13 protein-coding genes are annotated in these 20,131 nt (G+C 52.2%); 8 read left to right on the top strand and 5 right to left on the bottom strand.

The window, feature by feature from the left end; translation table 11 throughout:
• Positions 1–75: 75 nt before the first annotated feature.
• Together JTN23_RS20655 and JTN23_RS20650 are read left to right on the top strand one after the other, a co-directional pair.
• Positions 76–2,790 (top strand): PVC-type heme-binding CxxCH protein, encoded by a 2,715-nt coding sequence (locus JTN23_RS20655; protein WP_247236959.1) that lies wholly within the window; start codon positions 76–78, stop codon positions 2,788–2,790.
• A 135-nt stretch (positions 2,791–2,925) separates the two neighbouring features.
• Positions 2,926–3,846: a hydroxypyruvate isomerase family protein gene (locus tag JTN23_RS20650; protein WP_247236958.1), complete on the top strand. Its 921-nt coding sequence runs from the start codon at positions 2,926–2,928 to the stop codon at positions 3,844–3,846.
• A gap of 168 nt (positions 3,847–4,014) precedes the next feature.
• Here JTN23_RS20650 and JTN23_RS20645 read toward each other — a convergent pair whose 3' ends face one another.
• Both JTN23_RS20645 and JTN23_RS20640 read right to left on the bottom strand, forming a co-directional pair.
• A complete protein-coding gene (locus tag JTN23_RS20645) occupies positions 4,015–4,326 on the bottom strand; it encodes an isoamylase early set domain-containing protein (RefSeq protein WP_247236957.1) in 312 nt (103 codons plus the stop codon).
• Between the two features lie 183 nt (positions 4,327–4,509).
• Positions 4,510–6,936 (bottom strand): TonB-dependent receptor, encoded by a 2,427-nt coding sequence (locus JTN23_RS20640; protein WP_247236956.1) that lies wholly within the window; start codon positions 6,934–6,936, stop codon positions 4,510–4,512.
• A 139-nt stretch (positions 6,937–7,075) separates the two neighbouring features.
• Here JTN23_RS20640 and JTN23_RS20635 point away from each other — a divergent pair, with 139 nt between their 5' ends.
• Together JTN23_RS20635 and JTN23_RS20630 are read left to right on the top strand one after the other, a co-directional pair.
• Complete coding sequence (locus JTN23_RS20635; protein ID WP_247236955.1) at positions 7,076–7,486, top strand: DoxX family protein; 411 nt, start codon at positions 7,076–7,078, stop codon at positions 7,484–7,486.
• Between the two features lie 184 nt (positions 7,487–7,670).
• The gene (locus JTN23_RS20630; RefSeq protein WP_247236954.1) at positions 7,671–8,864 is read left to right on the top strand and encodes a Gfo/Idh/MocA family protein; all 1,194 of its coding nucleotides are present in this window, start codon (positions 7,671–7,673) and stop codon (positions 8,862–8,864) included.
• Between the two features lie 74 nt (positions 8,865–8,938).
• Here the strand turns inward: JTN23_RS20630 and JTN23_RS20625 are convergent, their stop codons facing one another.
• Positions 8,939–10,408, bottom strand: coding sequence for a mandelate racemase/muconate lactonizing enzyme family protein (locus JTN23_RS20625; protein ID WP_247236953.1), 1,470 nt, complete (start codon positions 10,406–10,408; stop codon positions 8,939–8,941).
• A 130-nt stretch (positions 10,409–10,538) separates the two neighbouring features.
• Between JTN23_RS20625 and JTN23_RS20620 the strand changes: the two genes are divergently transcribed.
• Complete coding sequence (locus JTN23_RS20620) at positions 10,539–11,471, top strand: RraA family protein (RefSeq protein ID WP_247236952.1); 933 nt, start codon at positions 10,539–10,541, stop codon at positions 11,469–11,471.
• A 126-nt stretch (positions 11,472–11,597) separates the two neighbouring features.
• Here the strand turns inward: JTN23_RS20620 and JTN23_RS20615 are convergent, their stop codons facing one another.
• Positions 11,598–12,881 carry a mandelate racemase/muconate lactonizing enzyme family protein gene (locus JTN23_RS20615; RefSeq protein ID WP_247236951.1) on the bottom strand — a complete coding sequence of 428 codons (1,284 nt, stop codon included), beginning with the start codon at positions 12,879–12,881 and terminating at the stop codon, positions 11,598–11,600.
• A 236-nt stretch (positions 12,882–13,117) separates the two neighbouring features.
• Positions 13,118–14,065 (bottom strand): RraA family protein, encoded by a 948-nt coding sequence (locus tag JTN23_RS20610; protein WP_247236950.1) that lies wholly within the window; start codon positions 14,063–14,065, stop codon positions 13,118–13,120.
• Positions 14,066–14,288: 223 nt separating this feature from the next.
• On the opposite strand from JTN23_RS20610, the gene JTN23_RS20605 reads away from it, so the two are divergent.
• The 3 genes from JTN23_RS20605 to JTN23_RS20595 all read left to right on the top strand — a co-directional run bounded on the left by JTN23_RS20605 (position 14,289) and on the right by JTN23_RS20595 (position 20,054).
• A complete protein-coding gene (locus JTN23_RS20605; RefSeq protein WP_409049464.1) occupies positions 14,289–17,459 on the top strand; it encodes a SusC/RagA family TonB-linked outer membrane protein in 3,171 nt (1,056 codons plus the stop codon).
• Between the two features lie 13 nt (positions 17,460–17,472).
• Complete coding sequence (locus JTN23_RS20600) at positions 17,473–18,993, top strand: SusD/RagB family nutrient-binding outer membrane lipoprotein (protein ID WP_247236947.1); 1,521 nt, start codon at positions 17,473–17,475, stop codon at positions 18,991–18,993.
• A 101-nt stretch (positions 18,994–19,094) separates the two neighbouring features.
• The gene (locus tag JTN23_RS20595) at positions 19,095–20,054 is read left to right on the top strand and encodes a bile acid:sodium symporter family protein (RefSeq protein ID WP_247236946.1); all 960 of its coding nucleotides are present in this window, start codon (positions 19,095–19,097) and stop codon (positions 20,052–20,054) included.
• Positions 20,055–20,131: the final 77 nt, after the last annotated feature.

Here is a 20,131-nt window from a genome sequence, read left to right as displayed (position 1 = left end):
CCAAAGAACTCGTAATTTTCACCTTTCGAAAGATATATCACATCAGAGAAGTCATAAAAGTACGTGTAGAGATCCATGAGGCGCATCACATCTTCGTTAGCAGTAGCCGGAAGCATTTTATCAATTAGTTTATTAACAGGTACTTATCATAGTACCTCTCCTTCCGCAGACTGGGATGCCACTGCAATATCGACCGCCGCCGTATCGGCTGCGGCAGTCGATACGGCGGCAGTCGACACTGTCATTGTGTATGATTCCCTTTCTGAACGGGAGAAACGTTTTCCCGAGCATGGCGTGGCGGGACTATCCGTAGCCAACGGCCTGGAAGCAACCCTGTTTGCCTCCGAGCCAACTATCTCCAATCCGACCAGTATCGATATTGACGACCGCGGACGTGTATGGGTATGCGACTCCTACGGGTACCGCCCCGGTAGCGGCAACCGCAAAGCAAGCAAGGACCGGTTGGCCGGAGATCGTATCCTGATCCTGGAAGATACCGATGGCGACGGTAAGGCCGACAAGACCAAGGTATTCTACCAGGGGCCGGAGCTGAATGCCCCGCTGGGTATCCTGGTGATGGGTAATAAGGCCCTGGTATCACAGAGCCCTTACGTGTGGCTCTTTACGGATACCGACGGCGACGATAAGGCCGATAAAAAAGAGATTATATTCAGAGGTATTCGTGGAGTTCAAAACGACCACGGTGTACATGCTTTTGTGTTTGGGCCGGACGGGAAGTTCTACTTCAACTTCGGTAACGAAGGTCGTCAGCTACAGAGCGGCCGCGGAGGCCGACTTCTCGACCGTTGGGAGCGCCCCTTTAACTTCCGAAAATTTAAGCAGGGGCTGGTATTCCGTTGCGACGAAGATTTCACAACCATTGAAGTACTCGGACAGAATTTCCGTAATCCGGTGGAGCTAGCCGTAGACAGCTACGGTACCGTGTGGCAGTCGGATCATGACGAGGCAGGTACCGAGAGTGTGCGGATCAATTACGTTATGGAGAGTGGTAACTTCGGCTATGTAGATGAAATGAAAGGTACTACCTGGCGGGTAGTCCGTACCAACCTGGAAGATGAAATATCGCGCCGGCACTGGCACCAGAATGACCCCGGTGTAGTACCCAACCTGCTCAATACCGGCTCCGGCCAGCCTACGGGTATAGTCGTGTACGAAGGCGTTACGCTGCCCCGCCCGTTCTGGGATCAGATCATCCACTGCGATGCCGGAGCCAATGTAGTACGGGCTTATCCTATCCAAAGCGACGGAGCCGGCTACAAGGCCAGTACGCTGCCAGTCGTAGAGGGTAAGCGCGACAAGTGGTTCCGTCCGTCGGATGTGTGCGTGGCTCCCGATGGCTCCCTCATTGTAGCCGACCTATACGATCCGGGATCAGGAGAAGAAGCCAGCAGTACCGACCTCAACCGCGGCCGTATATACCGCATTGCTCCTCCCAAGACTCCTTACAAGGCTCCTACCTATGACTACAATAGTCCGGAGGGAGCCGTAGCGGCCCTGCAGAACCCCAATATGGCGGTACGCTATAAAGCCTGGTATGCCCTGCTGAATCACCGCCGGGCCGCCGAGCCTGCTCTTGAGAGCTTGTTCCGGTCACCTACTACCAACCCACGTTTACGGGCCAGAGCCCTATGGGTACTTAACAAGATTGAAGGCGTACACCGCCGCCACCTCGAGGTAGCTTTCCGGGAAATTAACCCCAACCTAAGCATCACGGCCTTACGGGCAGTTCGTCAGCGCAACAGCGACCCTACCGAGTACATTAAGCTGCTGACCGGCCACCGCGACCCGCAGGTACGCCGCGAGTGCGCCCTGGCTATCAGCCACAATCATACCTACGAAGCCGAACACGTGTGGGTACAGCTGGCCCGGCAGTACAAGGGCAACGACCGCTGGTACCTTGAAGCCCTGGGGGTAGGCGCCGAAGGCCAGTGGGACCGGCTGTTTGAGGCCTGGCTCCGGACGCAGAAGGGCGATCCATTGGCTACACTGGCCGGACGTGATATAGTATGGCGGGCTCGTACCAACCAGGCCATCCCCTACTTGTCCACCCTGGCTACCGATACCTCGGTTAGTCTGAAGGAGCGGCTACGGTACTTCCGGGCGTTTGACTTCCTGCCCCGTGGCTACGAAAAATCATACGCCCTGCTGAAAATGACCGAAGGCAATGATCCCGAACAAAACGAGATCAGTAAGCTGGCTCTCTGGCACATGGGCCGGGAGTTCGTCCGGGATTCCTATCAGGGTAAACAAGCCCTGCAGAAGCTCCTGAACAAGACCTACGGTACCTCCGATTATATAGAGCTCGTGTCGCGTTACGAGCCTGAGTACGAAAATGACCGTCTGTTCCGACTGGCCACCACGCGCCCCAATGCCGACATTGGCCGCGATGCCGGGCGTCAACTCCTGAAACAGGCCGATGAAAGCTACTTCTGGGACAAGTTTTACAGCAGCGACGATGATACCAAAACAGCCTTGCTAGCCTCTATTAAGGGCGTAGGAAGCCGCGAGTCGCTGATCATACTTAGCCGCGTCGCTCTTGATTCTTCTTATCCCGCCAAAGTTCGCCGTGCCGCTGCCCGCTTTATGGGAGGTAGCTGGGAAGGTGAAGATACGGTAGTCAACCTGCTCAAGAGCGGGCGTCTGCAGGGAGAGATCAAGGCCGCAGCCATCGATGGGATCAGTGATGCCTTCCGAAAAGAAATACGGGACGTAGCCGACAAGTACATTGAGTTTACGGACGCTTCGATCGATAAAAAAGCCTTCGAATAAGAAAAGCATCCCGGCACGGATGGTTGAAAACAAGCCTCTGCTGCTCTTCCTAGTATAGAACGGGCACTTTACCAGCCATGGCTAAGGTAAATTGCCCGTTCTACTCTCTTTTATATAAAAATTTATACAGGAACCATGCTTCGTAGAAACTTTGTAAAGTCAACCCTCGGATTGGCAGGAGCGGCCGTTGCGGCCGGAGATGCCTTTGCCTCTGCTCCACAAGCCAAGAATAACTTTAAACTAAAATACGCTCCGCACTTCGGTATGTTTGAGAACAGTGCGGGCAAAGACCCTATCGATCAGCTCAAATTCATGGCTGACATGGGCTTCAAGGCGCTGGAAGACAATGGCATGATGGGCCGCCCCGTAGAGATGCAGGAAAAGATCGGTAAAGAACTCAGCCGGTTGGGTATGGAGATGGGGGTATTTGTAGTAGATAAAGGAGGTAACTCCCAGAACTCCCTGGCAGCCGGTAAGAAGGAGTATATTGATATATTCCTGAATGGATGCCGCAGAGCCGTAGATGTAGCCAAGCGTGTCAATGCTAAATGGGTAACCGTAGTACCCGGCGACTTTGAGCGCCGTCTACCCATAGGGGTGCAGACCGGTCACGTAATAGAAGCCCTGCGTCGCGGAGCCGAAATCCTGGAACCACATGGCATCGTCATGGTACTTGAGCCACTTAGCGATACACCTAACCTGTTCCTGCGCAACTCAGACCAGACCTACATGATCTGTAAAGGGGTAAACAGCCCTTCGTGCAAGCTGCTGTTTGATATCTACCACATGCAGAAGAACGAAGGTCATATCATCCCTAACATTGACCATACCTGGGACGAGATCGCCTACTTCCAGATCGGTGACAATCCGGGGCGTAAAGAACCTACTACGGGCGAAATCAACTATAAGAATATCTTCAAGCACATCTACAACCGTAGCAAGGCTGAAAACAAAAACTTCGTTATGGGTATGGAGCACGGTAACTTCCGCCCCGGTAAAGATGGTGAAGATGCTCTGATCAAAGCGTATATCGAGAGCGACAGCTTTACAGTGTAGTACTTACGTGAGCCTGGTAGTCCGGGCTCACTATTTAGAAAATAAAGTACCGGTGTCCCCTGACCTGCCGAAAAATAACGCTGGGCTTCAGGTACACGTACTATCTATGCAGAGAAAGCGGCCCGAATTGATTCAGGCCGCTTTTTTAGTAGTTTCTTAAAGCGGTGATTACAATGTTACAACAGAGTTCTCTTCGCTGGCTACCCCGGCAGGCACATATTTGTCAGCTTCCGAGTCATTCATCCACTTCTCGCCATCTATACAATACCGGAACTGATATTCCTTACCGGGCTCCAGCTCCAGAGTGGCTTTGTATGAACCGTCTTTTTGTTTCTTTAATGCAGTAGCTTCTTCTGAATTCCAATTGTTGAAGTCGCCCAAAAGAGCTACTTGTTTCGCATCGGAGACAGCGTCTGCCGGCAAAGAGAACGTTACTTTGCAAATAGGTTTGCTTTTGAGATACTGTTTTGACAATGCCATAGTTACAGTGGTGTTTGAGTGACGCAACAAATATACAATCAACCTTTTTACAATTCAATGATTATCAATGTTGTATTCTAGTACAATCTTGCAATAATCATATAGTATAAGTAAAAAAGCAGATTTTATACTATTTTTATTTGTTGTAATTATCTATGTCAACTACTATACGCTGAAATTGTTTTATTTCCAGTTGGTACTAAATGGCACCACCAGTTTCAAACTGACGTTGCGTCCCATATCAAATACTCCCCTCCGCCCCGTCACTGGATTTAGGTCAAGGTACTTGAATCGGCTCTGGTGACTCTGGTACACCCGATCAAATAAATTAGTAACTGCCACGTATACTGAAAACAGTGTGCGCTGGCTTTTGCCCGTTATATCTCCTCCAAATCCAGCATGTACCAGTCCGTAGCCGGGGGTGACGGTTTCGGTATTGTAAGCCAGTAAGGCGCGGCTTTGAGTCAGGTACCTCTCCCAGTCTAGGCTTAGGTACAGGTTGCGGAAGCGGTTGCCGAGCCGGTCCTTGCTGAGCCGAAGCTGTACAAACCAGCGGGGAGCCGGCATGAGCGGCAGGTACCTGGCATTGGGTTCCCGAGCCGACAGATTACGACCTAGTACAGTCGAATGGCTCAGCGTCAGGCTCACCCAGCGAGCCTGCTCCGGGTTGTAGGTGAGGGTACCCTCAATGCCTCGCAGGCGGGCATCCCCCTGTACGTACCGAAACACGGGTACACCGGCTATGATGGAGTCGGCGCCGCTTTGGGTCAATACGCGTTCGCTGTACGTAAAGTTCTGAATGCTGTTCTGAAACAAGCTCACATCCGCGTACCAGCTGCTACTTTCGTAGGTAAAGCCCAGATCGCCCTGCCAGGCTACTTCGGGTACGGCATCCAGCTTGCCGATCTCATAGCGGAAGGTACCCGCATGCTCCCCGTTGGATGATAGCTCAGGAACCGTCGGAGCCCGGAAGCCACGGGAGGCATTCATCCGTACCAGCAGCTTCTTATTAATAGTATACACCGCCCCCATACTTCCCGAAAGATTGCGGTACAACTGGTCAAAGCCGGGGAACCGCACGCTCACGGCTCCTTCGGGGGAGGTCTGGAAGCGACCTTCGGCGTCAACGTAGAGCCTGGCTATATCCAGATGGCGCATATCGTAACGGAGGCCCCCACTGAGCTTGAGTCGGTCCAGGTTGTACCTTGAGAAGACGAATATCCCATTATCAAGAAGGGAATAATCAGGATAAAGGCTTTCGGTGCCGCGGTTTTCCATGGTCTGGTACATGCCGTTGGTACCTACATTCAGCTCCCACTGCTCACTGGCCGCCAGATTGTACCGTACATCGTAGTAGCCCGTCTGTAGGTAGAGAGAAAGGTCAGGTACCCAGGGGGCATCGGGCGAGCCGTACTCCAGGCGGCGGTTTTCGGCATAGGAGGCAGTAAGGGTAAGGCTATTTTGCCGGTCAAACTGTACAAGGCTACTGGAAGTCAGCTTGTAGTTGAGCAGGTACTGCGAGTTAGATGGGTTCATACTACGGCTAAGCAGGTCGGCTCCCGATACGGCTACTTCCCGTACATCATTATTCCGGTATATCTCTCTGGTAAATCGTCCCAGCGAGTCACGGGTACCTGTGGTAATATTATACTCCTGCACACTCCGTAGCGCATAAAACCGGGTATACCCCCACGACCGGTTCATGCCCACAAAGCCATTCAGGTTCAGATCTTCTTTGTAATTACTTCCATACACGCGGCCATCGGCGGCATTGCGGTAGTTGCCGGCGTTGCGCCTGCTGGCCTGCGCGAGCCACGTAAAGCCCCGGCGTGTACCACCTGCCTGCGCCGAGATGGCGTACATCCCGTTGTTGGTGTGGTAGTTGGTCAGTAGGCGCCCTTCCAGTTTGCCCTCTTCTACCGGCCGCGGCGAGTACACAGCCATCACTCCTCCCAGTCCGTCCGATCCGTACATAAGGCTACCGGCCCCCCGGATCACCTCGAAGCGCTCAATGCTGAATTCATCCAGGTTGATCCCATGCTCGGCTCCCCACTGATTATCCTCCTGCCTGACTCCATCGTGCATGGCAATGACCCGGTTAAAGGCCAGCCCCCGGATTACCGGCTTGGACAATCCGGCTCCGGTAGTCACCTGCGACACGCCCGGTAGCTTGCTGATGGCATCGGTCAGGTTGAGGGAGGAGCCCCGTAGCCACTGTACCCGCGACAGGGTGGCTATAGGTACCGGACTTTCCCGCACGAGCGTACGGGTAGCGGCTCCGGTCACGATTACCTCTTCCAGGGCATTAGGGGCATTCTGCATGACGAAGTTGCGTACCGTATCGCGCTCCATCGTGATGCGCTCGATCAGGGTCCGGTGCGCCATGTAGCTCACCTGAATCGTGTAGTTACCTTTCGGCACCGACCCGATGCGGTACCTCCCCTCTACGTCGGTAGTTGATCCCAGACGCAGCTCCGGAATAAATACCGCTGCTCCGATCACAGGTTCCTGGTTTTCGTCATGCAGGACCTGTCCCGACAGCACATACTGAGCCCGGGCGTGCCCCATGAGCAGGCAACAGATGATAATCCAAAGTAGTTGTGTCTTCATAGGTAGATAATGAAACAACTATAAATATATTTTTAGACAAACCTAAAAAATAATTTTAATTGTCAATACATTTACCCAAAATGTTTTTTTACTCTAACTAATTTAGCCGCAACTCACTCATTTGTAACATTATTGACTCATGCTAAAAAAGTACCTGAAACCTCTTCCCTTACCTGCTCCGGCTGACTGGGGGGTACTACTATTACGGGTAGGAATGTCATTACTGATGATGCAGTACGGGTACGCAAAACTGCACAACTACCTTTCCGGCGAAAGAGGCTTCGCTGATCCCATTGGCATTGGAGAAGAAGCCTCCCTGGTGCTGACTATATTCGCTGAATTCTTCTGCTCGATACTTCTTATACTAGGCCTGGCGGCTCGTCTGGCTCTTATTCCGCTTATTACTACCATGCTGGTAGCGGCACTGATCATACACGCTCAGGATCCATTCGATAAGCAGGAGCACCCCATCCTGTTCCTGATTCCTTACCTGACACTACTACTTACCGGCCCCGGGCGCTACTCGTTGGATAAGGTACTGTTCGGCTAAAAGCTCCGGCACTTTCGCAGCAGGACCCGTTAGATAGGCCTGCCTCCCCCCTTTTACCTGGTAGTTAGGCTGCTGTCAGACCTCCATCTATTGCCTATAAGCGGGCTGGTAGTAGTATCTAACTATCTATGAGGTACCTACTTTCTATTAATCGTTTATTCTAAACCCCTGTAAAAAAGCTGATATGCAAAAAATTGCGATGCTAGGGTCCGGCTTTATCGGACGTTTCTATGCCGACTCCCTGCACGGCCAGCGCAGCCGCGACCGCGTGACGGCTATCTACGCCCGTCGGGAGGAAAGCGCCCGCAAATTCGCCTCAGACTATGGCTGTGACTTCTGGTCGACCAGCATGGAAGAGGTCATTGCGCATCCGGACGTCACGATGGTCTGTATAGCCCTGCCCAACAACCTGCACGAAGAGGCGGTAATGCTGTGCGTCAAACACAGGAAAGCCGTCATATGTACCAAACCGCTGGGTCGCAATGCCGACGAAGCCCTGCGTATGATGCAGGCCGTGGAAGAGGCGGGTATTTTTGCCGGCTACCTCGAAGACCTCTGCTACACACCTAAGTTCCTGAAAGCCATCGAGAGCGTCAGGAGCGGAGCGGTGGGGCGTGTGCTGTGGGCCAAGTCACGCGAGACGCACCCCGGCCCGCATAGTGAGTGGTTTTGGGATATTGAGCAGGCCGGAGGGGGATGTATTCTCGACCTGGGCTGCCACTGCATCGAGATTGCCCGCAACTACATAGGCAAGGACATCAAGCCCATAGAGGTTATGTGCTGGGCCGATACGCAGGTGAAGCCCATTGAGGCCGAAGACCACGCCATAGCTCTGGTAAAGTACGAAAACGGCTCCATCGGTCAGCTGGAAGTAAGCTGGACCTTCCGGGGAGGCATGGACCTGCGCGATGAGGTGATGGGTACTGAGGGTACTATCTGGATCAATAGCTTCCTCCGGACGGGCTTTGAGATGTATACCTCGGGCAAGGGAGCCGACTACGTAGCCGAAAAAGCGGAGAGCAACACGGGCTGGCTGTTCCCGGTAGGTGATGAAATCAACGAATTGGGCTACAACCACATGTTTACGGACATGTTCACCGCCGCCGAGACCGGACGCGAACCCGCCGAAACCTTCTACGATGGCTATGTAGTAAATGCCGTGATTGATGCCTGCTACCGCTCCTCCAAAAGCAAACAGTGGGAGCCGGTGCAACTGCCCGTATGGCGCGGCCAGGAGGGGCTTACCAAACCCTCTACCCTGGTAGAGTACGACGAGGAGCACTACCTCATCAAGCAGGAAATGACGCACGACGGCCGCAATAAGCTGATCCTTAAGAACAAGTCTACCGGAAAGATTACCGAGCGGGACTTAGCTTAACTACTTTGAATAAAAATCAGAGGGTAGGTACCGACAGTACCTACCCTCTGATTTTTAGTACGTACACTACTTGCTTAACTCCAGGTACGGTCGGCGGAGTCGCGGGTATTCCACTCGTCGGTGGGCGCAAATAGCTTGGTACCTGGCTTCAGGTGGGCTTTGATCACCTCTTCCACCATTTCGAGCCCCAGTCCAGGCGCGTCGGGTACCGGCGCGAAGCCATTTACCACCAGTGGCTTGCTGGTTTTTGCCAGGCTCTCCCACCATGGGATATCTACCGAGTGGTGCTCCAGCGCAATGAAGTTCTCGGTAGCCGCGGCACAGTGTACGTTAGCCAGGAAGGCAATGGGTGTACCGGCAAAGTGCATCGCCATGGGTATACCATGCTCTTCGGCATAGTCACCGATCTTTTTGGTTTCCAGCAGCCCACCCGATGAAGCCAGATCCGGGTGAATCATATCCACCGCGTGGGTATCGATCAGCTTGATAAATTCTTCTTTCAGGTAAATATCTTCGCCCGTCAGGGTAGGTGTGTTGATCGCATCCGTGATCTGCTTCCATTTATCCATATAGAACCAGGGTACCAGGTCCTCCATAAACGCCAGCTGGTACTTCTCGATGGCGTTGCCGAAGCGTATGGCCGCGTTGACATCAAAGTGACCGAAGTGGTCGGCGGCCAGGGGTACTTCATACCCGATAGCCTGACGCACCTGGTGCGCGTACTCAGCCAGCGCCTCAAGGCCCTTATCGGTAATCTGTATACCCGTAAAAGGGTGGCGGGTCTGCCCGTAACTACCCAGCTTGGTGGCTTCGGTGCTCCATTGCCGCTTTACATCCCACCCCTTAGCTCCGATCAGTGCTCCAGGTATATCGGCTATCTGCTGAATGCCAAAGTCCATTTTCAGGAACGTAAAGCCTTTATCAAGGCGCTCTTCCTTCATCTTCTTGGCAAATTCCGAGGGGGTCCGTACTTCCGGCGTATCCGCATAAATCCGTACTTCATCGCGGTACTTCCCGCCCAGCAGCTGATAGGCTGGCACGTTATACGCCTTACCGGCCAGATCCCACAGCGCCATCTCTACGCCACACACCCCACCGGCGGCCCGGCTGTGATTGCCAAACTGCTTTATCTTCTTAAATATCTTTTCCACGTTACAGGGGTTTTCGCCCAGCAGACGGCTCTTGAGCATGAGCGCGTAGTTGGGGCTGGCGCCGTCGCGTACTTCCCCCCAGCCTACCAGCCCCTGGTTGGTGTCGATGCGGATAATGGGGCAGGTCATGGGGGCTCCTACTATGGTAGCTACGCGCAGATCGGTAATCTTCAGATCCGAGGGCTTTGAGGCGCGCTTTACCTTCTGCGTCAAGAACTCCATTTCGGCATCCGGCTTTCCATCCAGCATCATGCCTAGTGATAATCCACCCAGAGTAGCCTTTTTAAAGAAGTCACGACGGGTATCCGCGTTTGTACCCTCGGCGGCGGGTGTTTCTACTTTCTGAGAAGGTGGAGGTAATTTCTGTAATAATTCTTGCAGTCGTTTTTTCATAAGTGTAAGCTGATTTAGAATAGTGGATAGCTATGAATAAAAAAGAAGGCTGCTAGGGTAAAAAATGATAGGCTTTGCTTTTATATGAAAATATTGAGCTATAATATGACTATACAAACCTAGAAAGCTTATGAAACGTCTATTCCTACTCTTATCTCTTTGCAGTTTTTACACTACTTCTTCAAGCTTACTCGCTCAGTCTGTGCAGGCTACCAAAGAACAGGTCCTGGCTTATACGGGTGAATGGAAGGGAGAGCGATATCCGGACGGCAGACCCAAAGTTCCGGAAGATCTGATCAAGCGCCTGAAGGATATTTCGATCGAGGAGGCATGGGGGGTACTGCGCAACGAAGGCTACCATACTCAGTACGAAGGAAACTGGCAAATCATCCATCCTGACAAGGTAATGGCCGGACGGGCCCTGCCCGTAACCTACCTGCCAGCGCGTCCGGATATGGAAGGACCCATCAAAGAGCAGGGCAAAAAGGAGGGCCGCAGGGGAAGTAGCAACTCCTGGCCTATTGATATGCTCAACGAGGGGGATGTATACGTAGCCGATGGATTTGGCAAAATAGCTTGGGGCACCCTCATAGGCGACAACCTCGGCAACTCCATCTATACCAAGTCTAAAAATGGGGTAATATTTGATGGTAGCGTACGCGATTTGGAAGGGCTTTCCCAAATAGATGGGTTTAATGCCTGGGTACGTGGCTTTGACCCCTCCTATATTCAGAACATGATGGTAGGCTGCATCAACTGCCCTACCCGCATCGGCAATGCTACAGTACTACCCGGTGACCTGGTACTAGCCAAAAAAGGAGGAATAATTTTTATCCCGGCGCACCTGGCCGAGAAGGTCATCGTCAACTCCGAATTCATTGCGCTCAGGGATAAGTTCGGACATCAGCGTCTGCGCGAAAAAAAGTACACGCCGGGCGAAATTGATCAGGCCTGGAATGATACAATTAAGGCCGATTTCATGAAATGGATTAATGAAAATCCGGATAAAGTACCGATGACAAAACAGCAATTAGATAATTTCTTAAAAAACAGAACTTGGTAATTGCAAAACTCGTTTGTATAATTGCAGTAGATGAAAATTTTTCATGGCTAATAGATGGCAAAAATGCCGACCGCTTGGTCGGCATTTTTGTTGGTATATGTGGGTATACTGTGTCAATTCGACATTTTATTCAAAAAAAGGCATCCCGGGAGTAGCATACTTGCGCATTCCTTCTTCATTGATCTCCACCCCTATACCCGGCTTTTCGGACAGTGGGATGTATCCTTTTTCGATCATCGGTCCATTAAAACTGATAATTTCTTTGAACATCGGATCTTCGTCAAAATAAACCTGCCACTCCAGAATCAAAAAGTTTGGTACCGAAGCACATACGTGGCTGGATGCCATCGCTCCCAGGTACGAAGCCACCATGTGTGGAGCAAAAGGTACGTAGTACAGGTTAGCCAGATTGGCAATCCGCTGCCCCTCACCCAGCCCCCCCGCCTTCTGCAGATCCGGCATGACGATGTCAACGGCTCCCAACTCAAACAACCGCCGGAATCCGTGGGCCAGGTAGTGGTTTTCGCCCGCGCAAATGGGCGTACTCGTCGACTCGGTGACCAGCTTATAGGCCTCGGCATTTTCGGCCGGGATAGGCTCCTCCAGAAACATCAGATTCAGGGGCTCCATCAGCTTGGCTACTTTCTTTCCGGTCGGCAGGTCGTAGCGGCCGTGCATGTCGATGCAGATGTCAATTCTGGGTCCTACGGCCTTGCGCACCGCCGCTACCTGATTGTACATGCGCTCCAGTTCGCCCGGGCTGGCCGTCCAGTTATAGGCATCGTACTTGGCCGGGTCGTTACGCTCATCAATGTCAAACTTCACGGCGGTATAGCCCGCATTGACAGCATCTTTGGCCGCTTTGGCAAAGTCTTCGGGTCTGGGACCTTCTTTCCGGTAGGCGGCAGTATCACAGTATACCCTGATCTTATCCCGGAACTTCCCGCCCAGCAGCTGGTACACCGGCATCCCATAGGCTTTCCCCACCAGGTCCCAGAGGGCCGTTTCGACGGCTGTCAGTACAGCTATGTACATACCCGACTGCGCCCCCTCAAAGAAGCCGGACCGGCGTACATCTTCAAACAGCCGGTGTACGTTCAACGGGCTTTTTCCTTTAATCCGCTGCCCCATCATCTTCACCAGGTGGTAGGTACCGGGCGTGGCATCTACTCCTTCGCCACATCCCCATATATCCTGATTGGTATATACCTTCACAAACAGGCTGTGCCCGTTGCGTATGTAGCCGCATTTGATATCCGTGATGCGTAGTTCGGAGGGCTTGGAGGACTGTGGAGTACGCTCGACGGCCTCAACCAAACCACTACCGAATGAATTAAGCGCGGTAGTACTCATGGCAGCCGCCAGGGCACTCTTCTGAAAAAAAGAGCGGCGGGATAAGTTGGGTTTCATGTGCTGAGATAGGTTGAGTGGCTTGATTAAGAGAAATAAATAGGTAATGCATTGAAAGGCACCGCCTTCGGCTCTTATTGTGTAGTGGTATGGCAAGCAGCTAGTTGTATTGGTCAAAAAGGTTAGCATCCCTGGCCTGTGGAGACACAGGCCCCGGTTTTCTTCTTTTTCTCTTATACTCATATAGCTAATTAACCAATACAGCTAATAGCTAACTACTACTAGCTATCAGCTATCTACCAGGTTCGTTTTTCAAGGTATTTCTGGATAGCCTCCCTGGGTACCGGTAGTTCATTAAGGTGGGCATTGAGCCACTGCGAGAAGTCTTTCTCTATATCAGCCGACCAGCGGTTATCGATCTGCCCCGGCGTGTACTTTTGCTCGCGCAGGCGCTGATGTCCGAACATATCCCGAAGGCGCACGATTTCGGAAGTAGTGACCACCTGCTCGAGCAGGTGGGGAGGAATAAAGGTAACCGCACCGTCACGCCCCAGTACGGCATCACCGGGCATTACGGTCACCTTACCGATACGAGTAGGCTGGTTGATGCCGATAAGGGTCGTATTAAGCTCGCCTTCCGGATTGTTGAGATGGTGCGAAGGATGATAAGTCCGAAAAAAAGAAGTGAAGGAACCAATCTCTTTAAGCCCAGCTATGTCTCTGACCGCTCCGTCATATACGATACCATTGCCCGTTTTGGCAAAGATGGAGTTACCCAGGTTATCTCCAATGGTAGGGCCATCCTCGTGCATCCCAAACTGATCCACTACGTATACATCCCGCCTGACGAGCATATCAATGGGCCAGGAGTTCTGCGACTTCACTCGCCCATCCTTTTCGTGGCCCTTTTTGTCAATCACCCGATGTATGTCAGGCCGACCTGGCATGAATATGGCCGTAACTGCCCTCCCCACCAATACACTATCGGGGTTAATGGTCTTCCAGCCCTCAGCATACTGGTACTTATAGTTCTGCCCTTTCATGACGGCCCAGGCCTCCTCATGCGTCACCAGCTTGAGTCGGTTGAGCAGATCGTCGGGTACTTTGGGGCGTCCATCCGGGAAACGTTCCCCTTTCCACTCGGGCGTCAGAAACAGCAAATCGGCCTTAGAAATCTGCTGTCCGTGTACATCCGGCTGCATTAGTATATACAGGCTTAGGGTAAGTAATAACAGTCTTCTCATAGTGCTTAATTTTTGTGAATAAGCTCCTGCACACCCATTACTACTCTATGGTACTATTTAAATTAAAATTTATACTATAAGAAGCCAAATTATTAAAAACGCTTAAAAACGGGTACGTATCTCATTGATACACAGAACGTCAGTTCAAATAAAATTTTATAGCTTTTTAATTAGATATTTTAAAGATTTCGCTTATTGCAGCTGAAACTTAAATCCATACAGCATGAAAAAGGGAACTTTACGATTATGTTTAGTTGCCATGCTTACAGTCTTAGTAAGTTCGACTGTACTGTTGGCCCAAACAAGAGTATCCGGAAGGGTTACGAATGAGAAAGATGGTCAGCCTCTACCTGGAGTTTCTATTCTGGTCAAAGGTAGTAACGTAGGTACCACCTCCAACTCTGAAGGAAGCTATGAAATCAATGCCCCAGCCGGTTCTACGCTGGTTTTTAGCTTTATCGGCTATACCACTCAGGAGATAGCCGTGAGTAATCGCTCTACGATCAATATCTCCATGTCAGAAAACGCCACGGCTCTGGATGAAGTAGTCGTGACCGCACTGGGTATCCGCAAGGAAGCCAAAAAATTGGGCTACGCTACCTCTACCGTAAATTCCGAACAGATTACGGTCAACCGTACACCTAACTTTATCAATACGTTACAGGGAAAAATTGCGGGGGTGAACATCACCGGCCTGGGTACCGGTCCGGGTGGCTCATCCAAGATCCGGATCCGGGGGCAATCGTCTTTCTCGGGCCAGAACTCCCCACTTATCGTAGTTAATGGTATCCCTATTGATAATACCAACTTCGGTACTAACCCCAACAATGCCGGTGCCGATAATTCCATAGGTGTACGCGGAGGTGGTAATACCTCCGATGGTGGAGATGGTCTTTCGAGCATTAATCCCGATGATATTGAAAGCATGACCGTACTGAAAGGGGCTACTGCCGCCGCTCTTTACGGATCACGGGCTAAGGATGGAGTCATCATGATCACCACCAAAACACGCGGTGATAGCCGAGGAATTGGTGTATCGTACAATACCAACTTTACGGTAGATACTCCCCTTGACTTTACCGACTACCAGTACGAGTACGGCCAGGGTGAAGGTGGCGTACGGCCTACTGCCGCCAACCCTACCTCGGGACAGTGGTCGTTTGGAGAGCGGTTTCAGCCGGGCATGACGCAGGTACTCTTTGACGGGGTAACGGTGCCTTACGAGCCCGTCTACAATCGCATCCGGAGCTTCTTCCGCAACGGTACCAACTTCAACAATACGGTATCGCTATCATCACTGAGTGATAAGGGAGGCTTTAACCTCTCCCTGGCCAACATGGACAACCGGGGTATCGTACCCAATAATACCTTTAACCGCAAGACCATCAACCTGGGCTTCAGCTACGACCTGTCAAAGAAACTGAGCACCACGGGTAATATCAACTACTCCAACGAGTACAACAAAAACCCACCCGTCATAGCCGAGCAGGACAACTCCATTCCGACCAGTATCTACAACCTGGCCAACTCCATGCCGCTGGACCTGCTTGACGAAAAGAAGTACGACGCCAACGGTGATGAGTTTGTGTACTCCCGCTTCCGCAACCGTACCAACCCTTACTTCACATTGGCGGAGCAGTTCCAGAACATCCGTCGGGACCGTATCTTTGGTAATGTAGCCGTGCGGTACAACTTCCTGCCCTGGCTGTACGCGCAGGGCCGCATCGGGCAGGACTACTGGTCACGCGACCAAGACTACAACAACTACCCTACCGGCCACGCGTCCCGGCCTCCCGCTCCCGAAGGCTTTGTGAATGGTATGTACACGCAGGAGACCCGTCGCTTCCGTGAGACCAACGCGGATATATTGATCGGGGCCAATCAGCGCTTTGGGGACTTCGGGCTGGATGTTACCGCCGGTGGTAACAGGATGTACCGCCGCTCTGACCTGAACAGCGTGCAGGTAACCGACTTCATAGTGCGGGGCCTCTATACCGTCATGAACGGCCGGGTAAAGGACCCTCTCTACGGGTTGTCGGAGCGGGCCGTTAACTCTATTTACGGATCAGCGGAGCTTTCCTTCCGCGATTATCTGTACCTCAACGTTACCGCCCGTAATGACTGGTTCTCCACCCTGGCACCGGCCAATCGCAGCATTCTGTACCCGTCCTTTTCGGGTAGCTTTGTGTTCTCGCAGGCCTTCGACCAGATGCCTACCTGGCTAAGCTTTGGTAAGTTACGCGCCGCCTATGCTGAGGTAGGTAGTGATACCGATGTATCGCCCTATTCCAACGCGCTCTTCTACGGAATCAATGCCAACCTGTTCCCCAATGTCTTGGGTGCCTTACAACCGGTAGGGTTTATAAATGGCAACACGGTACCCAACGCTAACCTGAAGCCGATGCGTACTTCGGAAAAAGAAGTAGGGCTAGAGCTGAAGCTTTTTGATAACCGGATAGGTATTGACTTTGCTGTTTATGAGAAAATAACTTCGGATCAGATCGTTTCGGCCGAGATTTCGGATGCATCCGGCTACACCAATACGCTCATCAACAGCGGACGCAGCCGCAACCGCGGCCTTGAGCTACTCCTGAATCTGGAACCCGTCCGGACCAACAACTTCCAGTGGAACATAACGCTGAACAGCTCCTACAACCGCACCATGGTACTTAGCCTGCTTACCGACACGCCCGGCGAGCGTATTACCGTTGGTCGTCACGTATTTAACGGGGAGCTAAGGCAGGTAGTAGGGCAGCCTATGGCTCTGCTGTATGGCTTTGGCTACCGCCGCGACGATCAGGGCCGTCAGATATTCGGTGGCAATGGCTTGCCCTTACGTACTACGGATCTGGTATCCTTTGGCTCGGCCATTCCGATCTGGTTTGGAGGTATTACCAACGCCTTCAACTATCGGGGAGTACACCTGTCGTTCCTGGTAGATTACAAACTGGGACATAAGATGATATCAGGTACCAACTTCAACGCCGTGCGCCACGGTCTGCACAAAATGACGCTGGAAGGTCGTGAGGGGGGGATGCTGGGGGATGGCGTAAACGAAAAAGGGGAACCCAATACGGTACGGGCACCGGTACAGACCTACTGGGAAGTAGTACGTACGCAGGCCCTGATCGAGCCGGTCGTGTACAATGCGGGTTTCTGGAAGCTTCGCCAGATTACAGCCGGCTACGACTTCTCCCGCTTCCTTCCTGCGGCGTCTCCACTGAAAAACCTGCGCCTGAGCTTTGTAGCCAACAATGTCTTCATCCTCAAAAAATGGGTACCCAACATAGACCCCGAGTCGTTTGGCTTTGGCTCTGATAATGTCGTAGGACTGGAAGCTACTGGTCTGCCTACTACCCGAAGCATGGGATTCAACCTCAATGTCAAATTCTAACTCTGCCACTATCATGAAAAAGAAACTGATATATCCCCTGCTGGCTATGCTGATGATGGCTGCATCCTCCTGCGACCAGGGGTTTGACGAAATGAATACAAACAGGACCGCCGTTACGACGCTTAACCCGGCGTTCCTGCTGAACAACGCCGTTATTAATGCTTCCTTCCCGAGTGGTACTATGATGTATGAAATGGGGATTGTGCAGCAGATGGTTACCCCTAATTCGGGAATCATAGCCGGTGCTAACTTCAACCAGGACAACCGGGGCGTTACCCAGGAAATCTGGCAGCGGTACTATCGCTCCATCATACGGAATACGGCCGATGTAATTAACGCTACCTCCGCAAATCCGAACCGCAGCAACCTGCTGAACATGGCCCGTATTTTTCAGGCCTACGCGTTTATGGTACTGACTGATACCTATGGTGATGTCCCCTACTTTGAGGCGGGTAAAGGCTTCATAAATCAGACCGTACTACCCAAGTACGATACGCAGGAGGCTATCTACATGGACATCATCAAGGAACTTACCGAGGCTACCGCCGCTCTGGATGCAACTAAAGCCCGGGAGAATACCGACATCCTATACTCCGGTGATATTACCAAATGGAAACGCCTGGGCAACTCACTCCTGCTGCGGGCAGGCATGCGCCTGATAAAGGTAAAGCCCGACCTAGCCCAACAGGCGGTTCAGAAAGCGGTACAGGGTGAGGTAATGCAGTCCAACGCGGATAACGCTCTGGTACGCCATAACGCCAACTACATCAACGGATTGGGCAACACGCTTAATGCTACCGAGGCCAATAACTTCTACCTGGCGGCCCCCTTTGTCAACTACCTGAAGAGTACCAATGACCCCCGGCTGCGCTCCATTGCCGTACGCTACGTCGGGGCCGAGTCAGGCTCCGAACAGGTAGTTTCCCGCGCCAATACTGACCCGGCTGTTCAGATAGGAATGCCCTTTGGCTATGACAATATTTCCATCAAATCGCAGGTACAGGCCAGCGGACTGAAAAGCTTCTACGACTACAGCCAGCTGGACCGCAACCGTATGGCCAAGCTCCAGAGTCCGATGTTCCTGGTTACGTACTCCCAGACCCAGCTGCTACTGGCCGAAGCCGCCCAGCGCGGCTGGATACAAGGTACACCCGAAAGCTACTATACCAACGGTGTACGTGCCCACATGCAGCAAATGGCTGACTACGATCCCAATAGCGCCGTACCGGCGGCGGCCATTGATGCCTACCTGGCAGCCAATCCTTTTGATGCCAGCAAAGCCCTCGAGCAGATTAATACTCAGTACTGGATCTCATCATTCATGAATGGTCCCGAGGCCTTTGCGAACTTCCGGCGGAGCGGCTTTCCCATTCTCACCCCGAACCCCTTCCCCGGCAAAGGTATTAAAGGTGACTTTATCCGCCGCCTGACCTATCCTAACTCAGAGATCTCCGTCAATAACGCTAATGTAAAAGAAGCCGCCGCCCGAATGGGCGCGGATGATCTGGATACGCGGGTATGGTGGGATAAGTAGATTTTAGTCTAATCCTGATTGTAGTACATAGAACGTCCTGCCCGCTACGGGCAGGACGTTCTACAAAATTCTCTGCCACTACTTCTAAACAACGTCAACCCGTGCGCTCTTACCTCTATACCCTATCCATTATCGTGGCGGCTACGCTGGCCATGCTCTTTCCGGAGCCCTTTACCCGCTGGGGAGATTTTGAGCTGAAGACCCTCATCGTCCCCCTACTACAAATCATTATGTTCGGAATGGGTACCACCATGGGCCTCAAAGACTTTGAGGGAGTAGTCAAATCTCCCAAAAGCGTGGTCATTGGGCTGTTGTGTCAGTTTACCATCATGCCCCTGGTAGGCTTTACCCTGGCCAATAGCTTTGACTTTCCGCCCGAGGTAGCCGCGGGAGTGATCCTGATCGGTACTTCTCCCAGTGGGCTGGCTTCCAACGTTATGTCCTATATCGCCAAGGCCAACGTAGCCCTGTCGCTCACCATCACGGCCGTAGCTACGCTGATGGCCCCTATACTGACTCCCCTGCTCATGAAACTACTGGCAGGCACCTTTGTGGAGGTTAACTTCATGAAGATGATGGTGGACATTATCAAGATGATCATCCTGCCCATCGGGCTGGGCCTGCTCGTCAACTACATCTTCCGTAAGCAGTCTGTATGGCTCAACCGCTACATGCCGCTGGTTTCTATGGTGGGAATTGCCCTGATCATCAGCATCATTACTGCCGCCGGACGTGAGAGCCTCCTTACCATAGGTGTAGCCCTGATCGCCTGTACCCTTATCCACAATATACTGGGCTATGCCCTGGGCTATACCTCGGCTCGCCTCCTGGGCTTACCCGAGCAGGATTGCCGTACTATCTCACTGGAAGTAGGTCTGCAGAATGGCGGACTGGCATCTGGTATAGCCTTACAAATGGGTAAAGTAGCCACGGTAGGCCTGGCTCCGGCCTTATTTGGCCCGATCATGAACATCACCGGATCCATACTGGCCAGCTGGTGGAGCAAAAAAGAAGTAGTGGAAGTAGTACGCACCGAAGAAAAGGCCAGACAAATGACCTGACGCCTGCCCACAGGCTGACATAATGAGTAGAGGGCGCCGGAAGGTGCCCTTTTTTATTAAATTAGTACCTACCTGAC

The organism is Telluribacter roseus, assembly GCF_017355915.2.
Taxonomy (GTDB): domain Bacteria; phylum Bacteroidota; class Bacteroidia; order Cytophagales; family Spirosomataceae; genus Telluribacter.
Note: the sequence above shows the minus strand (reverse complement) of the source record. Positions and strands in the feature narration are given on the sequence as shown.